The organism is Streptomyces sp. NPDC001157 (assembly GCF_053598255.1).
The window spans coordinates 261,755-276,384 of record NZ_JBSFJW010000007.1; the positions used below are offsets into that span (position 1 = coordinate 261,755).

At 69.6% G+C, this 14,630-nt stretch carries 14 protein-coding genes and 2 pseudogenes; 8 read left to right on the top strand and 8 right to left on the bottom strand.

What is annotated here, in order from left to right; all coding sequences use genetic code 11:
* The first annotated feature begins 4 nt into the window (after positions 1–4).
* Positions 5–1,411 carry a dihydrolipoamide acetyltransferase family protein gene (locus ACWDAG_RS16015; protein ID WP_450696184.1) on the top strand — a complete coding sequence of 469 codons (1,407 nt, stop codon included), beginning with the start codon at positions 5–7 and terminating at the stop codon, positions 1,409–1,411.
* An 86-nt stretch (positions 1,412–1,497) separates the two neighbouring features.
* On the opposite strand, the gene ACWDAG_RS16020 is transcribed toward ACWDAG_RS16015, so the two are convergent.
* Complete coding sequence (locus ACWDAG_RS16020; protein ID WP_450696185.1) at positions 1,498–2,151, bottom strand: class I SAM-dependent methyltransferase; 654 nt, start codon at positions 2,149–2,151, stop codon at positions 1,498–1,500.
* 86 nt (positions 2,152–2,237) lie between these two features.
* On the bottom strand, positions 2,238–3,140 hold the full coding sequence (locus ACWDAG_RS16025) for a D-alanyl-D-alanine carboxypeptidase family protein (protein WP_450696186.1): 903 nt from the start codon (positions 3,138–3,140) through the stop codon (positions 2,238–2,240).
* 198 nt (positions 3,141–3,338) lie between these two features.
* On the opposite strand from ACWDAG_RS16025, the gene ACWDAG_RS16030 reads away from it, so the two are divergent.
* The 3 genes from ACWDAG_RS16030 (at position 3,339) to ACWDAG_RS16040 (ending at position 6,244) form a co-directional block, all read left to right on the top strand.
* Positions 3,339–4,001 (top strand): GntR family transcriptional regulator, encoded by a 663-nt coding sequence (locus ACWDAG_RS16030; protein ID WP_450696187.1) that lies wholly within the window; start codon positions 3,339–3,341, stop codon positions 3,999–4,001.
* Entirely contained in the window at positions 3,998–5,305 is a 1,308-nt protein-coding gene (locus tag ACWDAG_RS16035) for an MFS transporter (RefSeq protein WP_450696188.1), read from the top strand. The genes ACWDAG_RS16030 and ACWDAG_RS16035 overlap by 4 nt, the downstream gene beginning before the upstream one ends.
* Positions 5,306–5,491: 186 nt before the next feature.
* Positions 5,492–6,244, top strand: a complete 753-nt coding sequence (locus tag ACWDAG_RS16040) for a hypothetical protein (RefSeq protein WP_450696189.1) — start codon at positions 5,492–5,494, stop codon at positions 6,242–6,244.
* A 9-nt stretch (positions 6,245–6,253) separates the two neighbouring features.
* On the opposite strand, the gene ACWDAG_RS16045 is transcribed toward ACWDAG_RS16040, so the two are convergent.
* Positions 6,254–7,078: a maleylpyruvate isomerase family mycothiol-dependent enzyme gene (locus ACWDAG_RS16045; protein ID WP_450696190.1), complete on the bottom strand. Its 825-nt coding sequence runs from the start codon at positions 7,076–7,078 to the stop codon at positions 6,254–6,256.
* 179 nt (positions 7,079–7,257) lie between these two features.
* On the opposite strand from ACWDAG_RS16045, the gene ACWDAG_RS16050 reads away from it, so the two are divergent.
* Positions 7,258–8,052, top strand: a complete 795-nt coding sequence (locus ACWDAG_RS16050) for a carbon-nitrogen family hydrolase (protein WP_450696191.1) — start codon at positions 7,258–7,260, stop codon at positions 8,050–8,052.
* Between the two features lie 70 nt (positions 8,053–8,122).
* Here the strand turns inward: ACWDAG_RS16050 and ACWDAG_RS16055 are convergent, their stop codons facing one another.
* Both ACWDAG_RS16055 and ACWDAG_RS16060 read right to left on the bottom strand, forming a co-directional pair.
* Complete coding sequence (locus ACWDAG_RS16055; protein WP_450696192.1) at positions 8,123–8,617, bottom strand: LURP-one-related/scramblase family protein; 495 nt, start codon at positions 8,615–8,617, stop codon at positions 8,123–8,125.
* Positions 8,614–9,081 (bottom strand): annotated as a pseudogene (locus tag ACWDAG_RS16060) (helix-turn-helix domain-containing protein); the annotation flags it as partial. The gene ACWDAG_RS16055 and the pseudogene ACWDAG_RS16060, both read right to left, overlap by 4 nt.
* A gap of 1 nt (position 9,082) precedes the next feature.
* On the opposite strand from ACWDAG_RS16060, the pseudogene ACWDAG_RS16065 reads away from it, so the two are divergent.
* Both ACWDAG_RS16065 and ACWDAG_RS16070 read left to right on the top strand, forming a co-directional pair.
* Positions 9,083–9,229, top strand: a pseudogene (locus ACWDAG_RS16065) (cupin domain-containing protein); the annotation flags it as partial.
* 147 nt (positions 9,230–9,376) lie between these two features.
* Positions 9,377–10,234: a calcium-binding protein gene (locus ACWDAG_RS16070; protein ID WP_450696193.1), complete on the top strand. Its 858-nt coding sequence runs from the start codon at positions 9,377–9,379 to the stop codon at positions 10,232–10,234.
* A gap of 79 nt (positions 10,235–10,313) precedes the next feature.
* On the opposite strand, the gene ACWDAG_RS16075 is transcribed toward ACWDAG_RS16070, so the two are convergent.
* The 3 genes from ACWDAG_RS16075 to ACWDAG_RS16085 all read right to left on the bottom strand — a co-directional run bounded on the left by ACWDAG_RS16075 (position 10,314) and on the right by ACWDAG_RS16085 (position 13,928).
* Complete coding sequence (locus ACWDAG_RS16075; RefSeq protein WP_450696194.1) at positions 10,314–10,565, bottom strand: DUF6458 family protein; 252 nt, start codon at positions 10,563–10,565, stop codon at positions 10,314–10,316.
* A 138-nt stretch (positions 10,566–10,703) separates the two neighbouring features.
* Positions 10,704–12,002, bottom strand: coding sequence for a M18 family aminopeptidase (locus ACWDAG_RS16080; RefSeq protein ID WP_450696195.1), 1,299 nt, complete (start codon positions 12,000–12,002; stop codon positions 10,704–10,706).
* Between the two features lie 99 nt (positions 12,003–12,101).
* Entirely contained in the window at positions 12,102–13,928 is a 1,827-nt protein-coding gene (locus ACWDAG_RS16085) for an acyl-CoA dehydrogenase (RefSeq protein WP_450696196.1), read from the bottom strand.
* A 148-nt stretch (positions 13,929–14,076) separates the two neighbouring features.
* Between ACWDAG_RS16085 and ACWDAG_RS16090 the strand changes: the two genes are divergently transcribed.
* Complete coding sequence (locus tag ACWDAG_RS16090; protein ID WP_450696197.1) at positions 14,077–14,544, top strand: SseB family protein; 468 nt, start codon at positions 14,077–14,079, stop codon at positions 14,542–14,544.
* The last annotated feature ends 86 nt before the right edge of the window (positions 14,545–14,630 follow it).

Here is a 14,630-nt window from a genome sequence, read left to right on the forward strand (position 1 = left end):
GGTCGTGACGACGATGACGGAAGCGTCCGTACGCGAGTTCAAGATGCCGGACGTCGGCGAGGGCCTCACCGAGGCCGAGATCCTCAAGTGGTACGTCCAGCCCGGCGACACGGTCACCGACGGCCAGGTGGTGTGCGAGGTCGAGACCGCGAAGGCGGCGGTGGAGCTGCCCATCCCGTACGACGGGGTGGTCCGCGACCTGCACTTCCCCGAGGGCTCCACGGTGGACGTGGGCACGCCGATCATCGCGGTGGACGTGTCGGGCGGGGCTGCGGCGCCCGCCCCGGCGGAGGTCGCTGCTCCTGCCGCCGCCCCCGTCGAGGAGAAGAAACCGGAGGGCTCGGGCCGCCAGCCGGTGCTGGTGGGCTACGGCGTCGCCGCGTCCTCCACCAAGCGGCGCCCGCGCAAGGGCCCCGAGGTCGTGCTCTCGGAGGCCTCGACGGCGGTCCAGAAGGAGCTCAACGGCCACGGGCCGGTCACCGCGGCCGCCCCGGCGGGTACGGCGGAGAAGCCGCGCCCCCTCGCCAAGCCGCCGGTGCGCAAGCTGGCCAAGGACCTGGGCGTCGACCTCGCGACCGTGGTCCCGTCCGGGCCGGACGGCATCATCACGCGTGAGGACGTCCACGCGGCGGTGGCACCCCCGGCCGCGGAGCCCGTGACGGCTCCCGCTGTTTCCGCACCCCCGGCGCCGGTTCCCGCGTACGAAACGGCCCGTGAGACCCGGGTCCCGGTCAAGGGCGTGCGCAAGGCGACGGCGGCGGCGATGGTGGGCTCGGCGTTCACGGCGCCGCATGTCACCGAGTTCGTGACGATCGACGTGACCCGCACGATGAAGCTGGTCGAGGAGCTCAAGCAGGACAAGGACCTGCAGGGGCTGCGCGTCAACCCGCTCCTCCTGATCGCCAAGGCCCTCCTGGTCGCCATCAAGCGCAACCCGGAGATCAACGCGTCCTGGGACGAGGCGAACCAGGAGATCGTGCTCAAGCACTACGTCAACCTGGGCATCGCCGCGGCCACCCCGCGCGGCCTGATCGTCCCGAACATCAAGGACGCCCACGACAAGACGCTCCCGCAGCTGGCCGAGGCCCTCGGCGAGCTGGTGTCGACGGCGAGGGAGGGCAAGACCTCCCCGGCGGCCATGCAGGGCGGCACGGTGACGATCACCAACGTCGGCGTCTTCGGCGTCGACACGGGCACGCCCATCCTCAACCCCGGCGAATCCGCGATCCTCGCCATCGGCGCGATCAGGCTCCAGCCATGGGTCCACAAGGGGAAGGTGAAGCCCCGCCAGGTCACGACGCTGGCGCTGAGCTTCGACCACCGCCTGGTGGACGGCGAGTTGGGCTCGAAGGTGCTGGCGGACGTGGCGGCGATCCTGGAGCAGCCGAAGAAGTTGATCACCTGGGCCTAGGGTCTGTCCGGCGGATCCGCCGACAGGCCCCGGCAGGCACAGCCGTGAGGAGCCGCGCACCCGTCCCGGGTGCGCGGCTTTCTCGGTCACAGCGGCCGGCGGCACAGCAGCGTGCTGATCCTTGCCGTCCTGCCCTCCTCGGGCTCCTGCACCGTCCGCGCCATGACGACCAGCCCGGCCCGCTCCAGGAGTTCCACGAGCTGTTCCTGTGGGAGCCGATGGGACTCGTACGAGACCGGATGGCCGCCGTAGGCCGGCTTCGGCCGGACACGCTCGCCGTCTCCCACATAACCGGCCAGCATGAGCAGGCCGCCGGGCCTGAGGGTCCGGTGGAACTCGCCGTAGACGAGCGGGAGCAGTTCCGGCGGGGTGTGGTGGGTGGAGTAGTAGGCGAGGATGCCGGCGAGGGCGCCGTCCTCGATGTCCAGGGCGGTCATGGAGCCCACCGCGAAGGTCAGTTCCGGATGGGCCCGTCGGGCCAGTTCGATCATCCTCGGGGACAGGTCGACGCCGAACACGGACAGCCCCAGCTCGGCGAGGTGCGCCGTCACGAGGCCCGGGCCGCAGCCCAGGTCCGCGACCGGTCCGCCGTCGCCCTCCCGCACGGCGTCCGCGAACGCGGTCAGCAACGCCCGTGACAGCGGATCCAGTTCGGCCGGTCGCTTGACCTGCTTCAGGTAGTCGGCGGCGACGGTGTCGTACGACTCCCGGACCGCGGTGAGGTAGGAGGGCTCGGTCACCCGGCGACTCTAGACGAGGCGAAGGGCCCCTCGCCGACGGCGAGGAGCCCTTCACTGGAAGCAGGTTGCCGTGCGGTCGAGCGGCGTCAGCCGATCTTCGCGTAGCCGTAGCTGATGAGCTTCTTCACGTCCGACGTGCGGTCGGCCTCGGAGGGGGCGGTCATGACGGCGCCGATGACCGACTTGCCGTTCAGCGTGGCGGCGAAGACGAGGCAGTAGTGGGCATCGGGGCCCGAGCCGGTCTTGATGCCGAGCGTGCCGTTCCAGCCGAGCAGGGTGTTGGTGTTCGTCCACGGGCTCATCGTGCGCGTGGACCCGGAGCTCGTGGTCGTCTTCGCCGTGTACGACTTGGTCTTCACGACGGCCTTGAACGCGGTGTTCTTCATGACGCTGCGGGCGACCTTCGTCAGGTCGCGCGGCGTCGAGTAGTTGTTGCCGTTGCTGAGGCCGTCGAACGAGTCGAAGTGCGAGTGCGTCATGCCGAGGCTCTGGGCCATCGTGTTCATCTTGCCGATGAAGTTCTTGGTGCGGGCGGCGGGCGTCGTGCCGGAACCGAACTTGTCGGCCAGCGCGAACGCGGCGTCGCAGCCGGACGGCAGCAGCATCCCGTACAGCAGCTGACGGACGGTGAGCTTGTCGCCGACGATCAGGTGCGCCGACGAGGGGTAGCCCTTGGCGACCATGTAGTCGCTGACGGCCTTCTTGATCGTGACCTTGGTGTCCAGGTTCAGGTTCGGCTGCGAGAGCACGACCTTCGCGGTCATGACCTTCGTCGTGGAGGCCGTGAGCCGCTTCGTGTCGGCGGCCTTGTTGAAGAGGGTCGTGCCGGTGGCGCTGTTCATCAGGTACCCGCCCTGGGCGGTGATGCTGGGCGTCGTGACAGCCTGCGCCGGTGCCGCGGTGAGAGCTCCCGTGGCGAGCACTGCGCCGGCCGTGACGGCGACGGCTGCGGCTCTGCGGACACGGAAACCCTTGATGGCGGTTTTCAACTCAAATACCCCGATTACGTCGAATGCCCCTGAGATGCGGCCGAGTTGGATGGGGAGAGAAAGTGGGGCCGCACATGTGTGACACGTAAGTAGCACAGAAGGTTGTGTGGTTGATGAGGCGGGGTGGTCCTTGGGCTCCGTGCGTCCGGATGCTGGACGGCATCCCTCATGTGTACGTGTTGTATCTATGCTGTCCGCATGAGCAGCCCGGGGACCCTGACCGCCAAGCAACCACCCGCCGCCGACCGCGTCTACACCCACGTCAAGCAGGGCGTCCTGGAGCGCCGCTACGAGGGTGGGACCCTCCTCACCGAGGGCGAACTCGCCGAGGCCGTAGGGGTCTCCCGCACTCCGGTGCGCGAGGCGCTGCTGCGGCTGGAGGTGGAGGGGCTGATCAAGCTCTACCCGAAGAAGGGAGCCCTGGTCCTGCCCGTGTCCGCGCAGGAGATCGCGGACGTGGTGGAGACCCGGCTGCTGGTCGAGGAGCATGCGGCGCGCAAGGCCGTCCCCGCCCCCGCCGGGCTCGTCGAGCGGCTGGAGGAACTGCTGGCGAAGCAGAAGGCGCAGGCGGCCGCAGGGGACCTCGCCGGGGCCGCCGTCACCGACCGCTGCTTCCACGCCGAGATCGTCCGCAGCGGGGGCAACGAGATCCTCTCCCGGCTCTACGACCAGCTCAGGGACCGGCAGTTGCGCATGGGCGTCGCCATCATGCACTCCCATCCCGACCGGGTCGCCAAGACCCTCGCCGAGCACGAGGAGATCCTTCAGGCGCTGCGCTCCGGGGACCCGGAGGCGGCGGTCGGGGTCGTGCACCGGCACGTCAGCTGGTTCTCGCACCTGGCGCGGGGTGAGGTCCGATGAGGTCGTCGTCCGCCGCGACCACCCTGCCGGGTGACCCTCCGGGCGGGCGGCGCGCGATGGCCGTCTGGGGCATCGGCGTCTCCGTCTACTTCGTCGCCGTCATCTTCCGTACGTCCCTCGGGGTCGCCGGCCTCGACGCCGCCGACCGCTTCCATGTGAACGCCTCGGCGCTGTCGACCTTCTCGATCCTGCAGCTCCTCGTCTACGCCGGCATGCAGATACCCGTCGGCCTGCTGGTGGACCGGCTCGGCACCAGGAAGGTGCTGACCATCGGGGTCGTGCTCTTCACGGCCGGCCAGCTCGGGTTCGCCTTCTCGCCCTCGTACGGCATGGCCCTCGCCTCCCGTGCGCTGCTCGGCTGCGGTGACGCGATGACGTTCATCAGCGTGCTGCGGCTGGGCACCCGCTGGTTCCCGGCGCGGCGCGGGCCGCTGGTCGCGCAGTTCGCGGGGCTGGTCGGCATGGCGGGCAACCTGGTCTCCACGCTGGTGCTGGCCCGGCTGCTGCACGGCGTCGGCTGGACGGCCGCCTTCGCGGGCAGCGCGCTGGCCGGAGTCGTCGTCCTCGTGCTGCTTCTGCTGTTCCTGAAGGACCACCCCGAGGGGTACGAACCGGAGCCGCTGCCGCACCAGGGCGCCGCTTATGTGCGGCGGCAGATCGCGGCCTCCTGGCGCGAGCCGGGGACGCGGCTCGGGCTGTGGGTGCACTTCACGACCCAGTTCCCGGCGATGGTGTTCCTGCTGCTGTGGGGGCTGCCCTTCCTGGTGCAGGCGCAGGGCCTGTCGCGGGCCATGGCCGGTGAACTCCTCACCCTGGTCGTCCTGTCGAACATGGTCGTGGGCCTCGTCTACGGCCAGATCATCGCCCGGCACCACGCGGCGCGGCTGCCGCTGGCGCTCGGGACCGTGGGCGCCACGGCCGCGGTGTGGGCGGCCACGCTGGCCTACCCGGCCGACCGGGCTCCGATGTGGCTGCTGATCGTGCTGTGCACGGTGCTCGGCTCGTGCGGTCCCGCGTCGATGATCGGCTTCGACTTCGCCCGTCCCGCCAACCCGGCGGAGCGGCAGGGGACGGCCTCCGGGATCACCAACATGGGCGGCTTCGTCGCCTCGATGACGACGCTGTTCGCGATCGGGGTGCTGCTGGACGTCACCGGCGACGACTACACCGTCGCCTTCTCCGCGGTGTTCGTGCTCCAGGCCCTCGGCGTCAGCCAGATCCTGCGTCTGCGGCGGCGGGTCGCCCGGCGGGAGCAGGAACGGCTGGTGGCCAGCAGGGTGGAGACGGTGCACGTGCCGGCGTGAAGCGGGCGGTTCACTGCGACGGATGTTCACAGCCCAGGTGTTGCTCTGTCATGGGCGTGTGACAGCGGTGTCGTGAAACGAGGACGGACGTGACCCGAGGGACCTGCGGCCCCTCATAGTCAGCGAACGCCACGAACCGAGCGCACGCGTTCGTACGCAGACCTCGCCTCCGAAGGGAACTTCTCGATGAACCGCCACCTCCGCAAGGCCGCCCTCGTCACCGCCGCGGTCACGGCCGGCCTGCTGATGACGGCTTGTCAGAACGGCACCTCGAACAGCGGCTCGTCGGGCCAGAGCCCCAAGAGCAGCAGCTCCGACCACAAGTCGGTGTCCAAGACCACGGGGACGTCCAAGCACACCAAGTCGGCGGGTACGGCCGCGCAGAACACGTCGAGCTCCCAGCAGGGCGTCAGCGGCACCTTCGCCGGCGGCACGGTCAGCTACCTCGCCCCCGGCAAGTACATCGTCTCCGTGCCCGGCAGGACCGACCAGGCGTTCTTCACCGCCGACGACACCCGGATCCACGGCGCCGGCAAGATCTGCGCGAGCGGGCAGTGCACCGCCGACCAGCTGGAGACGGCCACCAAGAAGGCGGCCGTCACCGCCGACGTGACACTGAAGAACGGCATCGCCACCGTCGTCCGCGAGCGTGTCGGCACCGGCACCGGCACCGGCACGAAGGGTGTCAACGGCACCTGGCTCGGCCAGGTCTCCTACCTCGCGCCCGGCAAGTTCACGGTCTCCGGCCCGAAGGGCGCCGAGCAGGCCTTCTTCGTCAGTGACGGCACCGTCATCAAGGGCGCCGGCACCATCTGCGGAAGCCCCTCCTCGTTGTCCACCTGCACGCTGGACCAGCTGGAGGCGGCCGCCAAGAAGGGCCTCGACGCCAAGGTCGTCATCGCGAACGGCATCGCCACCTCGGTCACCGAGGACCACTGAGCCGACGGCCTACGACGTCACGGTGAAGTTCCGCAGGATCGCCGCCGTGAGCTCGGGGTCCCCTTCCGCCTTCACCCGGTCCGCGACCGCCTCCGGTGTCACCCGGCCGCAGGCCAGGCGTACATACGTCTCCCAGTCGAGGGTGAGGGTGGCGGCGGGGCCGAGGGCAGGGGCGGTCTCGAGGGTGCCGCGGCCCTGGATGTCGACGCGGATGGTGCGCAGGAACTCCACGGGGCCGTGCACGTCGAAGACGATCGCCGAACTGCGAGGCGCGTCCGACTTCTCGGCCACGACCCCGGGCAGCTCGCCGAGAAGCACGTCACGGGCGACGTGCGCGCCGGGGGAGTCGAGGTTGCCGGGGCGGCCCAGGGCCGCCCGCAGGTCCTGTTCGTGCACCCACACGTTGAACGCGTGGGCGCGCATGGACTCTTCGAGGGTGAGCTCGGTGCCGAGGGGGCCGCGCACCTTGGTGCCCGGGTCGCGCGACTCGTTCCGCAGCTGGCGGTTGCGGCGGATGATCACGTACTCCAGCTCGGAGGTCATCTCCGGCGCCGTGTGATGACGGCGGACGTCGACCTGCATCTCCATGTAGCGCTGGTGGTCGTTGGTGACGTGGAAGAGGTCGCGTGGCAGCGTGTGGATGGGGCGCGGGTCGCCGAGCATCTCGCAGTCCAGGCCGATGACATGGGAGACGACGTCACGGACCGACCACCCGGGGCACGGCGTCCGCCGGTTCCACTCTCCCTCCACAAGCGGTCCCACCAGCTCGGATATCGCTTCGATGGAGTGGGTCCAGGCGTCGGCGTAGGGCTGGAGGGTGGGATGCAGACTCACGGAACGGGACCCCTCGGTCGGTACACGGGCGGTTGGTGGCAGCGTTGCCAGCGGGAGGTGGCTGCACTCGGCGGGTGTCTTGAAACGCTAAGTTACGCTGCTGTGAGGCACCCCGGCAGTGCTTTCGTGTGACGATCGTAGGCCCGTGTGGACGGCTCGAATGCCAGGACGGTGGTAGTGTGCGCGCTTCTCTCATCCAGATCGGCGTAGACGAGGGCGAATCGGTCGAATCGCGTCGGCGGCGGGTGGCCTCGCTGGTACGGGAGCAGGCCGGGGCCGATCTGGTCGTGCTGCCGGAGCTGTGGACGACCGGCGCCTTCGCCTACGAGGGGTTCGGCACCGAGGCCGAGCCGCTCGAAGGGCCGACGTACGAGGCGATGGCGAAGGCCGCGAGCGACACGGGCGTGTGGCTGCACGCGGGCTCGATCCCCGAACGTGACCCTGACGGTCCCCTCTACAACACCTCTCTCGTCTTCTCCCCCTCCGGTGATCTGGCCGCCGCCTACCGCAAGATCCACCGCTTCGGCTTCGACAAGGGCGAGGCCGTGCTGATGGGCGCGGGCCGGGAGCTGGTGACGGTCCGTCTGCCCGAGACGACCGTGGGCCTTGCCACCTGCTACGACCTCCGTTTCCCCGAGCTCTTCCGCGGTCTCGTCGACGCCGGCGCCGAGACCCTGGTCGTCCCCGCGGGCTGGCCGGAGCGCCGCCGGTCGCACTGGACGCTGCTGGCCCAGGCGCGGGCGGTCGAGAACCAGGCGTTCGTGCTTGCCTGTGGAACGGCCGGGACGCATGCGGGAGTTCCGCAGGCGGGTCACTCGATCGTGGTGGATCCGTGGGGCGAGGTCCTCGCGGAGGCGGGGGCGCACGAGGAGGTCCTCACCGTGGAGTTCGATCCGGGGAAGGTGGCGACTACGCGTGAGCAGTTCCCGGCGCTGAAGGACAGGATGCTGGGGCTGGAGGCGCCTGGGCGGTGACCCGGCGTCGGGGTGCCGCCCCGCTGTGGGTCGGGAGCCGCCCCAGCGGCACGACTGCCCGCAGCTGGGTTCAGTCGTCCTCCCGTTCCTTCTCCGCCAGGTGGATCACGCAGACCGTCACCGCGATCAGCAGCGCCGGGTCCGCGTCCTCGCGTACGACGTCGACACCGTACGTCTCCCGGATGTGCAGCCAGCGGCGGGAGATCACGGCCAGGAGTTCGCCGTCGTACTCGATGGCGAACTCGCGGTCGAGGATCTTGCCGCTGACGTCCAGTTCCGTGCCGTCGACCATCGAGACCCGGTAGTGGTGGCGCAGCAGGGACAGGCGCTTGCGCTTGATACGGGCGAGCGCTTGGCCGTCCCGTTCGATCACCATCGTGTCGCGCAGGGCGAACATCTTCTGGTGGATGTCGATCAGGACGCGCCCCTGGGTGTCCTTCAGCTCGAAGGTGTCCCGAAGGCGCATGGCCTTGCCGTCGACGAGGAACACCTTGCTGCCGTGTTCGTCCTCGATCCAGTAGTCGTCACCGATGCCGAGGAGCCGGTCGCGTACGAGGAATCTCATACCGTCACCGCTTCCCCGGCGGCCGGTCCGAAACGCCGCCGGTAGGCCGACGGGCTGAGTCCGGTCTCGCGCCGCACGAGCGCCCGCAGCTTGGCCGCGGTCCCGAGGCGGCTCCTGGCCGCCACCACGTCCAGCCGCTCCTCCCCCCCCCCGCTCGATCAGTCGGCAGGCGAGCGCCGCCCTCCCCCACTGCCTTGAGGGCGTGGGGGGGGACCCCACTCCCGTCAGTCAGGCCGGCGGAGTCGTACCGAGTTCGCCTGGAAGCGGCGGTGCAGCGTGGCGGGGGAGACGGCCGCGCGGGCCGCCAGGTCCGCCACCGTCAGCGGCTCCCCCAGCCGCTCCTGCGCCCATGCCGGCAGCGGGCCGAGCGACTCGTCGGGCATCTGAAGCACCGGCCGCTCCACGAACTGCCGCTGCCCGCCGTCGCGGTGGGCGGCGAAGACCAGCCGCCGCGAGACGGCGTTCGTCCCGCGCGGCACCGAACACAAGCCGCACGCGCGCATGCCCGGCGAGATCCTGGTCTTCGAACCCACCGGCACCCTCCCGGTCGGCGACCGGCACGACGAGGTGCCGGACCACGTGGACGCGACCACCGGCCACGCCCTCACCTGACCGGACCTCGCACTCCACCGGGCAGAGAGGTGTCCCGCAGGTGAACTTCGCGCGTGTACAGGGAAGTTGACCAACCAATCAGCCGGTCCCCGAGTCGGATCGTGCACAGGGCGCAGCGCGCCGCACGTTCTTCTCGGAGGTCCCGCCATGCTCTCTCGTCCCGCCCGCCGCCGGGTGATACGCGCCGTCTCGGCCGCGACGGTCGTCCTCGGTACGGCCGCCGTCCCGCTCATCCTGGCGGGCACCGCCGGTGCCGGGACGGCGCCGGCCACCGCCGCGGTCAACCAGAACGACTGGCAGCTCACTTACCGGGCCGCCCCCGGCCAGACCAACAAGGCCTCCGTCACCGCGACGCTCACCACAGACCGCACGGGCATCACCTACGTGATCGACGACGTCGTCCCGGTCGGCGCGGGCCACGACTGCGCCTACCCCGTCGCCTCGGACCACACGAAGGTCTCCTGCACGGTCACCTTCGTGGACAGCCAGGACCCGTACCCCGGTGTGGTCGTGGACCTCGGCGACGGCAACGACACGCTCGCCTACGCCAACAACACCGACCAGATCTACACCTACGCCCAGATCTCCCTGGGCGCCGGCAACGACAGGTCGACCGACTCCGGCCGCCTCGACGGCGCCTACGTCGGCGGCGACGCGGGCAACGACACCATCAGTGTGGGCGCGGAGGGCCTGGCCTGGGGCGGCGACGGCAACGACACCATCACCGCGAGCGGCGGCGACAACATCGTGCAGGGCGGCAGGGGCGACGACACGCTGCACGGCGGCAACGGGGCCCAGTACCTGTCCGGCGACGACGGCAACGACACGATCACCGGCGGATCCGACGCCGACACCCTGTACGGCGGCAAGGGCAACGACGTCCTGTACGGCAACAGCGGCAACGACAAGCTCTACGGCAACAGCGGGAACGACAGGCTGTACGGCGGCCCGGGCAGCGACACCCTCTCCGGCGGCCCCGGCACGGATGTGATCCGCCAGGGCTGACGGCCGACGGAGGCGTGCCCGTCCGCCTCGCAGTGGAGGGGACGGACCGCCTTCCCTCGGTCCTTGCGGGCAGGGACGATCAGACGCCGTAACCGTCGCTGTAGCCGTCCCGCCGGTGGTGGGTCCCCTCCTCGTCGACGACGGGCGTTGTGGGTGGCACCACCACGCGACGGCGGCGGGCGATGCTGCTGAAGGTGCTGACGCCGATCAGTCCGACGATCATGAGGATGATGCCGACCAGGTCGAGGTTGACCCCCTGCATGTGCCAGTCGGTCGCGAACGTGAGGATGGCTCCCACGGCGATGAGGATGATGCATCCGCCGAGGCCCATGAGTTGTCGCCTCCCTGTGCGGTCCTGAGCTGCCGGTCTTCCGGCCGACTCCGGGTACCCACAGGCCCGTTGCCCATGCGGATGCCACCGTTCATGTCGCAGTGGCTCGCCTCACGTCCCGTCGCAGTGGTCCTCCCGTCAGCCCTCCAGGAACGCCACCAGGGCGTTCGCCAGCAGATACGGGTCGTCCGCGCCGCACAGCTCGCGGGCGCTGTGCATCGAGAGGATCGCGACGCCGATGTCGACGGTCTTGATGCCGTGCCGGGCCGCGGTGATCGGGCCGATCGTCGTGCCGCACGGCATGGAGTTGTTGGAGACGAAGGACTGGAAGGGGACGTTCGCCTTCTCGCAGGCGGCGGCGAAGACCGCGCGGCCCGAACCGTCCGTGGCGTAGCGGTTGTTGACGTTGACCTTGAGGATCGGCCCGCCGTTGACCCGCGGGTGGTGTGTGGGGTCGTGCCGTTCCGCGTAGTTGGGGTGGACCGCGTGACCGGTGTCCGAGGACAGGCACACCGTGCCCGCGAAGGCTCTCGCCCGGTCCTCGAACGAGCCGCCGCGCGCGAACACCGAACGCTCCAGCACGCTGCCGAGCAGCGGCCCGTCCGCGCCCGTGTCCGACTGCGAGCCGTTCTCCTCGTGGTCGAAGGCGGCCAGCACGGGGATGTAGGGCAGCTCCGCGGCGCCGGAGGACACCGCCGTCAACGCGGCCACCGCCGCGTGCGCGGACAGCAGGTTGTCCATGCGCGGTCCCGCGAGCAGCTCCTTGTCGCGGCCCAGGTAGGCGGGAGGCTCCACCGAGTGCGTCATCAGGTCCCAGCCGGTGACCTCGCCCGCCGGCAGCCCCGCGGTCTCCTCCAGGAAGGCGATCAGATCACCGTCGCGCACATCGCTGCCCAGGCCCCAGATGGGCGTCAGATGGCGCTGCTTGTCGAGCTTGAGGCCCTCCGCCGACACCGAACGGTCCAGGTGGATGGCGAGCTGGGGGACCCTCAGGAGCGGGCGGTCGACGTTCACCAGCCGCGTCGAGCCGTTCCGCAGGGTCAGCCGGCCGGCCAGGCCCAGGTCGCGGTCGAGCCAGGAGTTGAGCAGCGGCCCGCCGTAGATCTCCACCGCCACCTGGCGCCAGCCGTGCGCCCCGGTGTCGGGCAGCGGCTTGACCCGCAGGTTCGGGGAGTCGGTGTGCGCGCCGACGATACGGAACGGCGTGTGGGGCGCCGCGCCCTCGGGGACGTACCAGGCGACGATCGCGCCACCGCGCAGTACGTACTTGCCGCCGCTCGTCCCGTCCCAGGCGTCCGTCTCCACGACCTGCCTGAACCCTGCCTTCTCCAGCCGCTCGGCGGCGCTCGCCACCGCGTGGTACGGCGACGGGCTCGCCGTCAGGAAGGACATGAGGTCGTCGGTGTGGCCGCGGTCGAAGCGGGGGGGTTCGCTCATGGGGTTCACCTTAACGACGTACGAGGGCCCGCTCCTCGTGACGGGGAGCGGGCCCTCGTGAGGGCGATGTGGAATTTTGGCTACCCAGAACCGGGGAGCTTAGAACGCGGCCTCGTCCAGCTCCATGAGGTCCAGCTCGACGTTCTCGGCGAGCTTGCGGGCACCGGTGACGCCCGGCAGCACGTTGGCCGCGAAGAACTTCGCCGCCGCGATCTTGCCCTGGTAGAACGCCTTGTCCTTGGCGGACGCCGTCTCCAGCTTCTCGGCGGCCACAGCGGCACCCTTGAGCAGCAGGTATCCGACGACCACGTCACCGGAGGCCATCAGCAGGCGGGTGGTGTTCAGGCCCACCTTGTAGATGTTCTTGGTGTCCTGCTCGGTGGCCGCGAGGTCGGTCAGCATCAGACCGACGATGGCCTCCAGCTCGACGGCTGCCTTCGCCAGGTGCTCGCGGGCGCCGGACAGCTCCTCGCCGCCCTCGCCGAGCGCCAGGAACTTCTTGATGTCCTCCGCGAGGGAGTTCAGCGCCGCGCCCTGGTTGCGGACGATCTTCCGGAAGAAGAAGTCCTGGCCCTGGATCGCGGTGGTGCCCTCGTACAGGGTGTCGATCTTGGCGTCGCGGATGTACTGCTCGATCGGGTACTCCTGCAGGAAGCCGGAGCCGCCGAAGGTCTGCAGCGACTGGGCGAGCTGCTCGTAGCCCTTCTCGGAGCCGTAGCCCTTGACGATCGGCAGGAGCAGGTCGTTCAGGGCCTCCAGCGCCTTGGTGTCCTCGCCCGCGGCTTCCTTGACCTGGATCTCGTCCTGGAGGGAGGCCGTGTAGAGCACCAGGGCGCGCATGCCCTCCGCGTACGCCTTCTGCGTCATCAGCGAGCGGCGGACGTCCGGGTGGTGCGTGATGGTGACCTTGGGCGCGGTCTTGTCCATGAAGTTCGCCAGGTCGGGGCCCTGGACGCGCTCCTTGGCGTACTCCAGCGCGTTCAGGTAGCCCGTCGACAGCGTGGAGATCGCCTTCGTGCCGACCATCATGCGGGCGAACTCGATGATGCGGAACATCTGGCGGATGCCGTCGTGCTTGTCGCCGATCAGCCAGCCCTTGGCGGGGTGCTGGTCGCCGAAGGTCATCTCGCAGGTGTTGGAGGCCTTCAGGCCCATCTTGTGCTCGACGTTCGTCGCGTACACGCCGTTGCGCTCGCCCAGCTCGCCGGTCTCGAAGTCGAAGAGGTACTTCGGGACGAGGAAGAGGGACAGGCCCTTGGTGCCGGGGCCCGCGCCCTCGGGACGGGCGAGGACGTAGTGGAGGATGTTCTCCTCCATGTCGTGCTCACCGGAGGTGATGAAGCGCTTCACGCCCTCGATGTGCCAGGAGCCGTCCTCCTGCTGGATCGCCTTGGTGCGGCCGGCGCCGACGTCCGAACCCGCGTCGGGCTCGGTGAGCACCATGGTGGAGCCCCAGGTCTTCTCCACGGCGATCTTGGCTATGTGCTTCTGGACCTCGTTGCCCTCGTCGAAGAGGATGCCGGCGAACGCCGGGCCGGAGGCGTACATCCACACGGCCGGGTTCGAGCCGAGCAGCAGCTCCGCGTACGACCAGATCAGGGAGCGCGGGGCGGTGGTGCCGCCGATCTCCTCGGGCAGGCCCAGGCGCCAGTACTCGGAGTCCATGAAGGCCTTGTAGCTCTTCTTGAAGGACGCCGGGACCGGGGCGGTGTTCGTCTCCGGGTCGAAGACCGGCGGGTTGCGGTCTGCGTCCGCGAAGGACTCCGCCAGCTCGTTCTCCGCGAGGCGGGTCAGCTCCTCGAGGATGCTCCTGGCGGTGTCGACGTCCATCTCCTCGAACGGGCCGGTGCCGTACAGCTTGTCCCGACCGAGGACTTCGAAGAGGTTGAACTCGATGTCGCGCAGATTCGACTTGTAGTGCCCCATGGCGACGGCTCCGTTAGAGAAATCGGCGAGGCACCGGGTGTAGCTCCTCGCACTAGTTCACGTACCAACAAGTAGCTACGATGATGCTACCCGTCGGTAATAAGAAGCAACCCCGAACGGGTTTCTGTGACTCAGTACTCTTGCGTCCATGTACGGCTACGACCAGAACGTGGGTGCGGGGGCGCAGCAGCAGTACGCCCAGTCGCAGCAGGGCCCCGGCGGTTACGGGCAGCAGGCACCGCTGTATCCCGAGCCGTCCCCACCGTCCCTCGCGGACGCGGTACGGGCCTTCACCACCGGCCAGCTGTCCGCGGAGGACTTCCAGCAGGTCTTCGCCACGTCGAAGGTCTACTGCCCGCGCGGCGACAACCCCGGTTTCCTCGCCCTGCACAACACCCAGCAGCCGGTGATCCCGATGTTCACCTCGCTCAAGGAGCTGCGCCGGTACGCGGGCAAGGAGTCCAAGTACTTCGTGATCACGGGGGCCGAGGTCATCGACCTGCTCCCCACCGGCTACGGCTTCGTCCTCGACATGGAGGGCGAGCACCGCATGGTCTTCGACGCGAAGGCCGTGGAGCAGATGGTCGAGTTCGCGATGCGCCGGATGTACGGCTGACGCCTGCCTGTGGGAGCCCGGAGGGAATGTCCTCCGGGCTTTCTCCGTTACGGGTGGCAGAAAGTTCAATGCTCAACTAAACTGGC

What these genes read in the sequence shown, in the direction of transcription:
- ACWDAG_RS16030 (WP_450696187.1), top strand. Translation starts at nt 3,339, where the DNA reads ATGAGCAGCCCGGGGACCCTGACCGCCAAGCAACCACCCGCCGCCGAC.
- ACWDAG_RS16035 (WP_450696188.1), top strand. Translation starts at nt 3,998, where the DNA reads ATGAGGTCGTCGTCCGCCGCGACCACCCTGCCGGGTGACCCTCCGGGC.
- ACWDAG_RS16040 (WP_450696189.1), top strand. Translation starts at nt 5,492, where the DNA reads ATGAACCGCCACCTCCGCAAGGCCGCCCTCGTCACCGCCGCGGTCACG.
- ACWDAG_RS16055 (WP_450696192.1), bottom strand. Translation starts at nt 8,617, where the DNA reads ATGAGATTCCTCGTACGCGACCGGCTCCTCGGCATCGGTGACGACTAC.
- ACWDAG_RS16070 (WP_450696193.1), top strand. Translation starts at nt 9,377, where the DNA reads ATGCTCTCTCGTCCCGCCCGCCGCCGGGTGATACGCGCCGTCTCGGCC.
- ACWDAG_RS16075 (WP_450696194.1), bottom strand. Translation starts at nt 10,565, where the DNA reads ATGGGCCTCGGCGGATGCATCATCCTCATCGCCGTGGGAGCCATCCTC.
- ACWDAG_RS16080 (WP_450696195.1), bottom strand. Translation starts at nt 12,002, where the DNA reads ATGAGCGAACCCCCCCGCTTCGACCGCGGCCACACCGACGACCTCATG.
- ACWDAG_RS16085 (WP_450696196.1), bottom strand. Translation starts at nt 13,928, where the DNA reads ATGGGGCACTACAAGTCGAATCTGCGCGACATCGAGTTCAACCTCTTC.
- ACWDAG_RS16090 (WP_450696197.1), top strand. Translation starts at nt 14,077, where the DNA reads ATGTACGGCTACGACCAGAACGTGGGTGCGGGGGCGCAGCAGCAGTAC.